The sequence below is a fragment of the Desulfococcus sp. genome, assembly GCF_041737845.1.
In the GTDB taxonomy this organism is placed as follows: domain Bacteria; phylum Desulfobacterota; class Desulfobacteria; order Desulfobacterales; family Desulfococcaceae; genus Desulfococcus.
In genome coordinates, this window is the sequence record NZ_JBGSQX010000046.1 from 25,487 (window position 1) to 37,306 (window position 11,820).

Annotated in this window: 11 protein-coding genes; all 11 read left to right on the forward strand. The window is 60.0% G+C overall.

The annotated features are described in order from the left end of the window. The first annotated feature begins 270 nt into the window (after nucleotides 1-270). Nucleotides 271-1,425 carry a hypothetical protein gene (locus ACEW8N_RS05400; RefSeq protein ID WP_373498783.1) on the forward strand — a complete coding sequence of 385 codons (1,155 nt, stop codon included), beginning with the start codon at nucleotides 271-273 and terminating at the stop codon, nucleotides 1,423-1,425. Nucleotides 1,426-1,745: 320 nt separating this feature from the next. Further along, on the forward strand, nucleotides 1,746-2,570 hold the full coding sequence (gene nifH, locus ACEW8N_RS05405) for a nitrogenase iron protein (protein ID WP_373498784.1): 825 nt from the start codon (nucleotides 1,746-1,748) through the stop codon (nucleotides 2,568-2,570). Nucleotides 2,571-2,619: 49 nt separating this feature from the next. Then, nucleotides 2,620-2,976: a P-II family nitrogen regulator gene (locus ACEW8N_RS05410; protein ID WP_373498785.1), complete on the forward strand. Its 357-nt coding sequence runs from the start codon at nucleotides 2,620-2,622 to the stop codon at nucleotides 2,974-2,976. Between the two features lie 8 nt (nucleotides 2,977-2,984). Next, nucleotides 2,985-3,353, forward strand: coding sequence for a P-II family nitrogen regulator (locus tag ACEW8N_RS05415; protein ID WP_373498786.1), 369 nt, complete (start codon nucleotides 2,985-2,987; stop codon nucleotides 3,351-3,353). A 69-nt stretch (nucleotides 3,354-3,422) separates the two neighbouring features. Further along, nucleotides 3,423-5,084 carry a nitrogenase molybdenum-iron protein alpha chain gene (gene nifD / locus ACEW8N_RS05420; RefSeq protein ID WP_373498787.1) on the forward strand — a complete coding sequence of 554 codons (1,662 nt, stop codon included), beginning with the start codon at nucleotides 3,423-3,425 and terminating at the stop codon, nucleotides 5,082-5,084. A 52-nt stretch (nucleotides 5,085-5,136) separates the two neighbouring features. Next, nucleotides 5,137-6,531: a nitrogenase molybdenum-iron protein subunit beta gene (gene nifK / locus ACEW8N_RS05425; protein WP_373498788.1), complete on the forward strand. Its 1,395-nt coding sequence runs from the start codon at nucleotides 5,137-5,139 to the stop codon at nucleotides 6,529-6,531. Nucleotides 6,532-6,606: 75 nt separating this feature from the next. After that, nucleotides 6,607-7,980 carry a nitrogenase iron-molybdenum cofactor biosynthesis protein NifE gene (gene nifE, locus ACEW8N_RS05430; RefSeq protein ID WP_373498789.1) on the forward strand — a complete coding sequence of 458 codons (1,374 nt, stop codon included), beginning with the start codon at nucleotides 6,607-6,609 and terminating at the stop codon, nucleotides 7,978-7,980. A gap of 53 nt (nucleotides 7,981-8,033) precedes the next feature. Further along, nucleotides 8,034-9,431, forward strand: coding sequence for a nitrogenase component 1 (locus ACEW8N_RS05435; RefSeq protein ID WP_373498790.1), 1,398 nt, complete (start codon nucleotides 8,034-8,036; stop codon nucleotides 9,429-9,431). A 26-nt stretch (nucleotides 9,432-9,457) separates the two neighbouring features. Beyond that, a complete protein-coding gene (locus ACEW8N_RS05440) occupies nucleotides 9,458-10,732 on the forward strand; it encodes a radical SAM protein (RefSeq protein WP_373498791.1) in 1,275 nt (424 codons plus the stop codon). Nucleotides 10,733-10,782: 50 nt separating this feature from the next. Beyond that, entirely contained in the window at nucleotides 10,783-11,088 is a 306-nt protein-coding gene (locus ACEW8N_RS05445) for a ferredoxin (protein ID WP_373498792.1), read from the forward strand. Nucleotides 11,089-11,162: 74 nt separating this feature from the next. Continuing rightward, nucleotides 11,163-11,570 (forward strand): hypothetical protein, encoded by a 408-nt coding sequence (locus ACEW8N_RS05450; RefSeq protein ID WP_373498793.1) that lies wholly within the window; start codon nucleotides 11,163-11,165, stop codon nucleotides 11,568-11,570. Nucleotides 11,571-11,820: the final 250 nt, after the last annotated feature.

Below are 11,820 nucleotides of genomic sequence, written 5' to 3' on the forward strand. Positions count from 1 at the left end.
GATCCGGCGCAAGGGGTGAACGACCCAACATTTTTGCGAAATTCAATATACGGATCAACAGTTTTGTATCACTTATTCCAACCGAAAGGCCCCGACACCGTCACCATGAAGGATGCCAAGGATACCTGGGCTTTTTTATAATATAATATTATCAGGTTGTTCAAAAGAACATCGGAGGTCCTGAACCTGTTTGGCCCGCTTCTGGCATCATGATTGGGGCAATCTTGCCGTCTGCATCATTTTTCGCTTCATCCACCCAGGAAGGCACCCATGCCCCTTACCCATAAACGGATATGGCTGATCGATTCGACGCTCCGGGACGGCGAACAGGCCCCGGGGGTTGCGTTCAGCGCCAGGGAAAAGCTGGCCATTGCCGAGATGCTGGCAGCCGTCGGCGTGGACGAGCTGGAGGCCGGGACCCCCGCCATGGGGCTGTCGGAGCGGCGGACCCTCCGGGAGATCCGCGCGCTCGGACTGCCCTGCCGGCTCACCTGCTGGTGCCGGGCCCTCTCCGGCGACCTGAAACTTGCAGGCAGGTGCGGCACGGAAAGCGTCCATATCAGTTTCCCGGCATCCCCCATCCATATGAACGCATTGAACACCAGCGAAACAGAGGTGCTGAAGCGGCTGAAAGAACTGGTCGGCACCGCCCGAAACCATTTTGACCATGTCTCGGTGGGCGCTCAGGACGCCACGCGCTCTACCCCGGATTTTCTAAGGGAATTCATCGCCCGGGCCTCCGCGGCCGGCGCCGGACGGGTGCGCATCGCCGACACCGTGGGCATCGCCACGCCCGGGTCCGTTTACCGCATGATCCGGGACCTCGATATCCCCGGGAGCGGCATGGCGATTGAATTCCACGCCCATAACGATCTCGGCATGGCCAACGCCAACGCGGTATCGGCCGCAGAGGCCGGCGCCTCGGCACTCAGCGCAACGGTCAACGGCCTGGGGGAGCGGGCGGGAAACGCCGCCCTCGAGGCGGTGAGCGCCGCCCTGATCTTCGCCACCGGGCATGCCTGCAGCATATCGTTATCCAGCCTGGCCCCGCTGTGCGAATTTGTCGCGCGGGCCTCGGGGCGCCCCATCCCCGCGGATCAGCCGGTTGTCGGCAGAGCAGCCTTCCAGCATGAATCGGGCATCCATTGCGACGGCCTCATCAAGGATCCCCGGACCTATCAGCCTTTCCCCGCCGGCGCCGTCGGAAGAGCGGAACTGGAGTTCGTTTTCGGAAAACACAGCGGAAGCCGGGCCGTTCAGCACCTTCTGGCCAAAACCGGCTTCCCCGTCGATCGCCCGGAAGCCCTGCGCCTGCTCCGGACCGCCAGGCGATGCGCCGGCAAAAAGGGACGCACCGTGACCCTGGACGACCTCATCGAGATCCACCGCCGCAATGCCGGAGACGATCGCCGGAGCGCCCCCTGATCTGTTCGACGCCCGAACCTCATTGCACGCCTTCATGAGCCGCTTCAGCGCGACCCATCCCGCGCATCACCAATATAATACAAAAATGTTTATTATATGATCGTAGATAACATTTATGTATTATATAACATTTATGTTTTTTCTTATCATCTCTTATCAATACTTTTTTATACAACTTTTTCAATATATTATATTATATCTGAGACATAATATATGATTGGCACATCGAATGCATAATTAATCCGGCAACAGCGCACGCATTAACGGGGCGTGACACGACAGCCTTTTTTTCAACGGTTTTCCAAGGAGTGATTCAGGACATGAGAAAAATAGCGATTTACGGAAAAGGCGGCATCGGCAAATCGACCACCACCCAGAATACGGTCGCGGGCCTGGCGGAGATGGGGCACAAGGTCATGGTCGTCGGATGCGATCCCAAGGCGGACTCCACGCGGCTCCTTCTGGGCGGTCTCGCCCAGAGAACGGTGCTGGACACCCTCCGCGAGGAAGGGGAAGACGTGGAACTGGATGACGTCCGAAAGGTGGGCTTCAGCAAAACCCTGTGCACCGAGTCCGGCGGCCCCGAGCCCGGCGTGGGGTGCGCCGGCCGGGGCATCATCACCTCCATCAACCTTCTGGAACAGCTTGGGGCCTACGCAGACAGCGAGGCGCTCGATTACGTGTTCTATGACGTCCTGGGCGACGTCGTGTGCGGCGGGTTCGCCATGCCCATCCGGGAGGGCAAGGCCCAGGAGATCTACATCGTCGTCTCCGGTGAGATGATGGCCATGTACGCCGCCAACAACATCTGCAAGGGCATCGTGAAATTCGCCGAGGCCGGCGGCGTTCGCCTGGGCGGGTTGATCTGCAACAGCCGGAAGGTCGACAACGAGCAGGAAATGATCCTGGCCCTGGCCGATCAGTTGGGTACCCAGATGCTTCATTTCGTCCCCCGGGATAATATGGTTCAGCGGGCGGAGATCAACCGGAAAACCGTCATCGAATTCGAACCGACTCATCCCCAGGCGGACGAATACAGGACCCTGGCCCGAAAAATCGACGCCAACGACATGAGGGTCATCCCGACGCCCCTTGAAATGAACGCGCTTGAGAAACTGCTGATCGAATACGGCATTGCCGCGTAGCCGGGATACGAACCCAACCCAATCAACCTTCAAGGAGAAAGAAAATCCCATGATCATGCTCAGATCCATCGTCAGACCGGAAAAAGTCGACAACGTCCTGGCCGCCCTGATGGAGGCCGGATTCCCCGGAGTCACCAAAATGTCCGTCGTCGGCCGGGGAAAGCAGCGCGGCATCAAGATCGGGGAGGTCACCTACGACGAAATTCCCAAGGAACTCCTGCTGATCGTCGTCCCTGACCAGGACAAGGATTTCGCCGTCAAAACCATCATCAAGGCTGCGAGAACCGGTGAGAAAGGCGCTTTCGGCGACGGCAAGATCTTCGTCGTCCCAGTGGAGGAATCCTACACCATCAGCTCCGGCATCAAACAAAACGCTGACGGCTCGACGGAAGAGGTGGAGATATGAAGGAAGTAATGGCCATTGTCCGGATGAACATGATGAACAAGACAAAATCCGCTCTTGCCGAAGCCGGTATCGTATCGATCACTGCAAAGGACTGTCTGGGAAGGGGGAAAGGGCTCATTGACTTGAACCTCTTAAAAGGCGCGGAAAAGGGCTATGAAGAGGCAATTTCCCAACTGGGACAAAGCTCTCGGCTCATTCCCAAGCGTGCTTTGATCATCGTCGTTCCGCAGAAGCTGGTCGACAAAACCGTCAAAACCATCATCCGAGTCAACCAGACCGGCAAATCCGGCGACGGCATGATCTTCGTGTCGCCCAGCATGGATGCCATCCGCGTCCGGACCGGTGAACGAGGAAATGATGCCTTGGACGATGCGTAACGCCTGAAAGCTTGAAACCTATGCTGAAAGAACCCGATACGGACTACCCCGCCAAAGGAGAACGGCACCATGGCAAAACCTGCTGAACATAAGGAAGAAAAATTCAAACTGGACGGGCTCGACCCGGAAAAGGTCAAAACGGAGCTCCTCTCCACCTACCCGACCAAGGTGGCCCGGAAACGGGCCAAACAGATCATCGTCAACGAGATCGCTCCGGGAGAGGAAGTCCCCGTCATTCAATCCAATGTGCGGACCGTTCCCGGCCTCATGAGCCAGCGGGGATGCTGCTACGCCGGGTGCAAGGGCGTGGTTCTGGGCCCGACCCGCGATATCGTTAATATCACCCACGGGCCCATCGGGTGCGGCTTCTATTCCTGGCTGACCCGGCGGAACCAGACCGATCCCTCGACCACGCCGGATGGGCACAATTTCATGACGTACTGTTTTTCCACCGACATGCAGGACGAACAGATCATCTTCGGCGGTGAAAAGAAACTGGCCCAGGCCATCCAGGAGGCTTACGACAATTTCCATCCCAAGGCCATCGCCGTGTTCGCCACCTGCCCTGTCGGCCTGATCGGCGACGATGTCCATTCCGTCTGCAAAAAGATGAAGGAGAAGCTGGGCATCAATGTCTTCGGCTTCAGTTGCGAGGGGTACAAGGGGGTGAGCCAGTCGGCCGGCCACCACATCGCCAACAACCAGATCTTCAAACACGTGGTGGGCCTGGACGATACCGTTCGTGAGGGGGAATTCAAGCTGAACCTGCTGGGCGAGTACAATATCGGGGGAGACGCTTTTGAAATCGAACGCATCTTCGAACGGTGCGGCCTCACCACGATCTCCACCTTCAGCGGCAACTCCAGCATCGACGGTTTCGCCAATGCCCACACCGCCGACCTGAACCTCATCATGTGCCACCGGTCCATCAATTACGTGGCCGAGATGATGGAGAAGAAATACGGCCTGCCCTGGATCAAGATCAATTTTATCGGCGCCAAGGCCACCGCCAAGTCCCTCCGGAAAATCGCCGAGTATTTCGGGGATCAGAAGCTCATCGACCAGGTGGAAAAAGTCATCGCCGAAGAGATGCCCCGGGTGGAGAAGGCCCTTTCCGGAATCCGCCCCCGGACCGAAGGGAAGCGTGCCATGCTCTTCGTGGGCGGCTCGCGGGCCCACCATTACCAGGAGCTCTTCGCCGAGCTGGGCATGGAGACCCTCTCGGCCGGGTATGAGTTCGCCCACCGGGACGACTACGAAGGCCGCAAGGTCCTGCCGAGCATCAAGGTGGATTCGGACAGCCGGAACATCGAAGAGTTGGAGGTCCATCCCGACCCGGAAAAATACAATCCGCGCAAGAGCCCCGAAGAGATGGAACGGCTCCGGGGAGAGGGCATGCCTTTTTCGGATTACCGGGGCATGATGCCCCAAATGAAAGAAGGCTCCCTGGTCATCGACGATATCACCCAGCACGAGACCGATGCCATGCTGGAGATCTTCAAGCCCGACATCTTCTGTGCCGGCATCAAGGAGAAATACACGGTCCAGAAGCACGGCATCCCCATGAAGCAACTCCACAGCTACGACTACGGCGGACCCTACGCCGGCTTCATCGGGGCCGTCAATTTCTACAAGGATATCGACCGGATGGTGAACAGCAAGGTGTGGCGCTACCTGAAGGCCCCATGGCAGCAAAATCCTGAACTTTCAGCTACCTATGCATGGGAGTAACCCATCCCGGGATGTAATTTCGACCCTCAAGAACCATTAAGGAGTGCATAAGATGCTTCTCAACCATACGACCGCTGAAATCAAGGAGCGTAAAGCCCTCACCGTCAACCCGGCCAAAACATGCCAGCCCATCGGCGCCATGTACGCCGCTCTGGGAATTCACGGATGCATGCCCCACAGCCACGGCTCCCAGGGATGCTATGCCTATCATCGAAGCGCGTTGACCCGGCACTACAAGGAGCCGGTCATCGCCGCCACCAGCGCTTTCACCGAAGGGGCGTCGGTGTTCGGCGGGCAGGCCAACCTGCTCCAGGCCATCGACAATATCTTTACGGTATACAATCCGGATGTCATCGCCGTGCATACGACCTGCCTGTCGGAAACCATCGGCGACGACATTCCCCAGATCATCAACAAGGCCAGGGCCGACGGAAAGATTCCGGATGACAAATATGTCATCCACACCAACACCCCCAGTTATGTGGGGTCCCATGTCACCGGCTTTGCCAACATGGTCAAGGGCATGGTCGATTATTTCTCCGAAGCGGGCGGCCACCCTATCGACCGTCATAAGGAGAAGAGCATCAACATTATTCCCGGTTTTGTCGAGCCGTCGGACATGGGGGAAATCAAGCGGATCGCCGCCAAAATGAAGATCCGCATCATCCTGTTTCCCGATACCGAAAACGTCCTGAACGGCCCCATGACCGGCAGGTATAAGATGTATCCCGACGGCGGCGTCACGGTGGACCAGCTCAAGGCGACCGGCAGCAGCATGGGCACCCTGGCCCTGGGCCAATTGGCATCCAGCGCCGCAGCCCGTGCCCTGGACGTCAAGTGCAAGGTCCCGTGTGAAATTTTGAACCTGCCCATCGGGCTCCATGCCACCGACATCTTCGTCGACACCCTCCGGCGAATCGCCGGCGTCAACGTCCCAGATTCCCTGACGATCGAGCGGGGTAGGCTCGTCGATATCATCACCGACATGCACCAGTATTTTTACGGGAAGCGGGTGGGGCTCGTGGGCGACCCGGACCAGCTCCTCTCCCTGGCCCAGTTTCTGGTCGCACTCGATATGCACCCGGTCTACATCGTCACCGGGACCCCCGCCGGGAAAAAATATGAAAAGGCCCTGAGGGAAACGGTGAAGGATGTGCCCTGCGAGGTCAAGATCCAGGTGCCCGGGGACATGTTCCTGTTCCACCAGTGGATCAAGCAGGAAAGCGTGGACCTGATCATCGGCAACACCTACGCCAAGTATATCGCAAAGGATGAGGACATCCCCTTCGTGCGCTACGGGTTCCCCATTTTCGACCGCGTCGGCCACAGCTATTTTCCCACGGTAGGTTACCGGGGAGGGATGCGGCTTCTGGAAAAAATCCTGGACGCCATCCTGGACCGCAAGGATCGGGATTCCGACGATATCACGACGGAACTGGTGATGTAATGAATCACTCCGAACGGCAAGCGGCGTTCACGCCGCCCGCCAACCCAAGAATACCCAGGAAACGGATGGACCCCCATGGAAAACAAGACGGCGAACATCATGACCGACATCCCCATTCTTAAGGAGCGGGAATCCCAGATCTATCAGAAAGGCAAGGAACCTTTCAACATGACCTGCGGCAAGCACAGCCTGGCCGGATCGGTCAGCCAGCGGGCCTGCGTCTTCTGCGGCTCCCGGGTCGTGCTTTACCCCATTGCCGACGCCCTCCATCTGATCCACGGCCCCATCGGGTGTGCCGCCTACACCTGGGATATCCGGGGAGCCCTCTCGTCCGGGCCGGAGCTTCACCGCCTCAGCTTTTCCACGGACCTCCGGGAGAAGGACGTGATCTTCGGCGGGGAAAAAAAGCTCTTCCACGCCCTGGTGGGCCTCATTGAAACCCACCGCCCCAAGGCCGCCTTCGTCTACTCGACCTGCATCGTCGGCATCATCGGCGACGATGTGGTGGCGGTCTGCAAGAAGGTCGCCCGACAGACGGGCATCCCGGTGCTCCCCGTCCACTCGGAGGGGTTCAAGGGGACCAAGAAGGACGGCTACAAGGCCGCCTGCCACGCCCTCTTCCACCTGGTGGGCCAGGGCGACATTTCGGGCATCAGCCCCTGCAGCATCAACATCCTGGGCGAGTTCAACATCGGCGGGGAGGCGTGGATCATCAGGGACTACTACCAGCGCATGGGGGTCGAGGTGGTCTCGACCATGACCGGCGACGGCCGGGTGGACGAGGTGAGGCGCTCCCACGGCGCGGCCCTCAACGTGGTCCAGTGCTCCGGCGCCATGACCTTCCTGGCGGAGATGATGAAGGAGAAGTACGGCATCCCCTATATCCGGGTCTCCTATTTCGGGCTGGAGGACCAGTCCAAGGCCCTGTACGACGTGGCGGCCCATTTTTCGGACCGTCCGGAGATCCTGGCGCGGACCCGGCGGATCGTCCGGGACGAGATCCACCGCATCACGCCGGAGCTCCGGAAGATCCGGAAAACCCTCCAGGGGAAGCGGGCGGCCATTTACGTGGGCGGCGCCTTCAAGGCCTTCTCCCTCATCAAGGCCCTCCGGTACCTGGGCATGGACGTGGTCCTGGCCGGGTCCCAGACCGGAAACGAGGCCGATTACGAGATGCTGCGGGACATGTGCGACGACGGGACGGTCATCCTCGACGACGCCAACCCACTGGAACTGTCCAAGTACATCATCGAGAAACAGGCGGACCTCTTTATCGGCGGCGTCAAGGAGCGGCCCATCGCCTACAAGATGGGGATCGGCTTCTGCGACCACAACCACGAACGGAAGATCCCCCTGGCCGGATATTCGGGCATGCTCAATTTCGCCCGGGAGGTTTACGCTACCGTCACCAGCCCGGTATGGCAGTTTGTGCCGGGGAAGGGGCGATAGGCGATAGGCGGTAGGCTGAAGGGCTTTTGGAAAAGCCCGGCGATGAAATTTCAATGGTGAAGGGCAGGATCGACATGAACAAGACGGCATCATCGACAAAAGACTTCACGGCAACCCAGAACGCATGCAAACTCTGCAGCCCCCTGGGCGCGGCCCTGGTATTCAAGGGCATCCGGGGCGCGGTCCCCCTGCTCCACGGGTCCCAGGGATGCTCCACCTATATCCGGCGCTATCTCATCAGCCATTTCAAGGAGCCCATGGACATCGCCTGCTCCAATTTCGCCGAGGAGACCGCCATCTTCGGCGGCGGCGCCAACCTCAAGATCGCCCTCGAGAACATCCGCAGGCAGTACGCTCCCGCCGTGATCGGCGTGGCCACCACCTGCCTGTCGGAAACCATCGGCGACGACGTCCCCATGTTCCTCCGGGAATACCGGGCCATGTTTCCAGGCGAGGAACTGCCGCCCGTCATCCACGTCTCCACGCCCAGTTACCAGGGAACCCACATGGACGGCTTTCACGGGGCGGTCCTGGAGACGGTCGCCGCCCTGACGGCGAATCCGCCGGCGGCCGGGAAATCGCGCATCAATCTCTTCCCCGGCATGGTGTCGCCCGAAGACCTCCGGCATCTGAAGGAAATCCTGGGGGATGCAGGCATCCCGGCGACGGTCCTGCCCGATTATTCCAAGACGTTGGACGGCGGCCTCTGGACCGAATATCAGCGGATTCCCGAAGGCGGCACCGAGGTCGCGGACATCCGGCGCTCGGGTACGGCCGCGGCGAGCCTCGAATTCGGCCGCATCCTGGCGGAAGAAAAAAAGACCGCCGGAACCTTCCTGGAGAAGGAATTCAACGTCCCCTGCCGCCGCCTCGGCCTGCCCATCGGGATCCGGGAGACCGACCGGTTCTTTGATGCCCTCACGGCGGTGACCGGACAGGCAACGCCCGAGAAATATATCGAGGAACGGGGCCGGCTCACCGACGCCCTGGTGGACGGCCACAAGATCGTCAACCTGAAGCGGGCCGTCGTCTACGGCGAGGAGGACCTGGTGGCCGGGGTGGTTTCGTTTCTCGCCGAGATCGGCATCCTCCCGGTGCTCTGCGCCTCGGGCGGAAAAAGCGGCCGACTCGAAAAGGTGATCGCCGGAATTTTTCCGGATTACGCCGAGAAAGGGATCCAGGTGATGGATAACGCTGATTTCGTCGACATCGAATCGGCGGCCCAAAGCCTCGCGCCCGACCTCATCATCGGCCACAGCAAGGGTTACACCATGGCCCGCCGCCTCAAGGTTCCCCTGGTCCGGATCGGTTTCCCGGTGCACGACCGCGTGGGCGGCGCCCGGATCCTTCATTTGGGCTACCGCGGCGCGCTCCAGCTTTTCGACCGGATCACCAACACCCTCATCGAACGGCAGCAGGATGAATCCGCCGTCGGTTACACGTACATGTAGAGACGACCCTGCAAGGAGGCCATCATATGAATTTTGACAACCACCCCTGTTTCAACGAGAGCGCCCACAGGTCCTTTGGCCGGGTCCATCTGCCGGTGGCCCCGCGGTGCAACGTGCAGTGCAAATTCTGCAACCGGAAGTTCGACTGCGTCAACGAGAGCCGGCCGGGCGTCACCAGCGGCATTCTGACGCCGGACCAGGCCATGATCTATCTGGAAAAGGTGCTTGCCCGGAAGAAAAACATCGCCGTCGTGGGCATCGCCGGCCCCGGAGACCCGTTTGCCAATTCCGAAGAAACCCTGGACACCCTGAGCCGGGTCCGGGAATCCTATCCGGAGATGATCCTCTGCGTGGCCACCAACGGCCTCAACCTCGCCCCCCACGTCGACGCCCTGGCAGCGCTCCGGGTGAGCCACGTCACCGTGACGGTCAATGCGGTGGACCCCGCCGTCGGCGCCCGGATCTACGCATGGGTTCGTCATGACCGGCGGGTGATGCGGGCGGAAGCAGGCGCCGGGATCCTTCTGGCCAATCAGACGGCGGCCATACAAAAGCTCAAAGAGCGCGGCATCACGGTCAAGATCAACAGCATCATCATCCCCGGCATCAACGACGACCACATCCCGGCGGTGGCCGAAAGCGTCGCCGGCATGGGGGTGGATATCCTCAACTGCGTCCCCTATTACCCCAACCGGGGATCGGCCTTCGAGGCGCTTGAGGAGCCCTCCCGGGAGATGGTGGACCGGATCCGGGACGCGGCCGGGAAATACGTCAAGCAGATGCGCCACTGCACCCGGTGCCGGGCCGACGCAGCGGGTCTCCTGGGGGAGGCGCCCAGCCGGGCCCTGATGGATACCCTGAAGGCGTGCGAAGCACTCCCGCCGCCGGCGACCGCCAGGGAAAAGCCCGTGGGCCGGACCCGCGTGGCCGTGGCCAGCATGGAAGGGGTCCTGGTCAACCAGCACCTGGGCGAGGCCTCGAAACTCCTCATTTACGGCAAAAAGGACGGCATCGTCACCCTCATCGAGGCCCGCAAAACGCCCCCCAAGGGCGGCGGTTTCCAGCGGTGGACGGCGATGGCCGACACCCTGAGCGACTGCGGCACCCTGCTCGTCAGCGGCATCGGCGAGACCCCCCGCCTGGCGCTGGTCGAAAGCGGGCTCGACATCCTGGAAATCGAAGGGCTGATCGAGGATGCGGTCCAGGCCGTATTCACAGGTCAGAGCCTCAAGCACCTCATCAAACGGAACCTGGCCGCCTGCGGCGCCGGATGCCAGGGGACGGGGATGGGGTGCGGATGAAGAAGAGGCTATAGGCTGAATTATCAACGATAGATCCCAAGGAGAAAAACATGGACAAACCAAGCCATCACATCTTCGTCTGCGCCAGCTTCAGGGCCGGCGGAGACCCCAAGGGCACGTGCAGCAAAAAGAATTCCGCGGAATTTCTGCCCTACATTGAAAATGAAATCCTCGACCGGGGAATGAATGCCCAGATCACCGCCACCGGGTGCCTGAAGGCCTGCGACTATGGCCCCGTCATGGTCGTCCACCCCCAGGGCCACTGGTACGGCAATGTGGAGAGCGAGGATGTCATCGACGAGATCCTCGACGCCATCGAGGCGGGCGGCGTCGCCGCGTCGCACCTGATCGACTGATCACAGCGGCACTTTTCCGCCACCGGATGAGGGAATGACCGGCGGCGGCGTAACCGACAACGGGAGATTTTATAATGGACATCATTCCGATGCAGGGATGGCAGATCTTTATCGATGAAGGCGACCGGTACCTGAAGACGGCAATGAACGGATCACGGCGGCGACCCAGGGTCTTCACCCCGGAAATCCTCTACAACCTGATCGCCATGGCCATCGAAAAGCATGCCATGGGATACCTGATGTACCATCATCAACTGCCGGACAACCACACCCTGAGGGACCTTATGGACGCCCTCCGGAAGGTGGGCGACCTGAATGAAGACCTGTACGGCAGGGTGGTGGATATGGACCGCTTCCAGGAAATCTGTTCGGTATTCCAATACCGCCGAGACATCCCCGAGGCGGCGGATGTGGCGACCTTTATGGACATCGGCGGCGAAGTCAGCGCCTTTGTCAGGAATCGGCTATTCCCATCATCCTGACCGGACAACCCTCCACCCCATCCACATCCCCTCCCCACCGAGGCATTCCCGACGGAATGCCTCGATTTTTTTTTTTGGAGATGCATCTCCGAAATATGATATAAGCAAGTTCAGAACTCTTGACCCCCGGCATCTTCAGATGCAACAGCCGGTGCTTCAAAGAAGAGTTTGAGTTCAGTTCCCGGGAAGACATACTCAGTTTCGTTTACTCGTTCACACAATGTTCGCAGCAGGCGATTCGAACGGGGAT

Excerpts from the sequence above, each read along its gene's own strand:
- ACEW8N_RS05400 (WP_373498783.1), top strand. The coding sequence starts at position 271 with ATGCCCCTTACCCATAAACGGATATGGCTGATCGATTCGACGCTCCGG.
- nifH (WP_373498784.1), top strand. The coding sequence starts at position 1,746 with ATGAGAAAAATAGCGATTTACGGAAAAGGCGGCATCGGCAAATCGACC.
- ACEW8N_RS05410 (WP_373498785.1), top strand. The coding sequence starts at position 2,620 with ATGATCATGCTCAGATCCATCGTCAGACCGGAAAAAGTCGACAACGTC.
- ACEW8N_RS05415 (WP_373498786.1), top strand. The coding sequence starts at position 2,985 with ATGGCCATTGTCCGGATGAACATGATGAACAAGACAAAATCCGCTCTT.
- nifD (WP_373498787.1), top strand. The coding sequence starts at position 3,423 with ATGGCAAAACCTGCTGAACATAAGGAAGAAAAATTCAAACTGGACGGG.
- nifK (WP_373498788.1), top strand. The coding sequence starts at position 5,137 with ATGCTTCTCAACCATACGACCGCTGAAATCAAGGAGCGTAAAGCCCTC.
- nifE (WP_373498789.1), top strand. The coding sequence starts at position 6,607 with ATGGAAAACAAGACGGCGAACATCATGACCGACATCCCCATTCTTAAG.
- ACEW8N_RS05435 (WP_373498790.1), top strand. The coding sequence starts at position 8,034 with ATGGTGAAGGGCAGGATCGACATGAACAAGACGGCATCATCGACAAAA.
- ACEW8N_RS05440 (WP_373498791.1), top strand. The coding sequence starts at position 9,458 with ATGAATTTTGACAACCACCCCTGTTTCAACGAGAGCGCCCACAGGTCC.
- ACEW8N_RS05445 (WP_373498792.1), top strand. The coding sequence starts at position 10,783 with ATGGACAAACCAAGCCATCACATCTTCGTCTGCGCCAGCTTCAGGGCC.
- ACEW8N_RS05450 (WP_373498793.1), top strand. The coding sequence starts at position 11,163 with ATGGACATCATTCCGATGCAGGGATGGCAGATCTTTATCGATGAAGGC.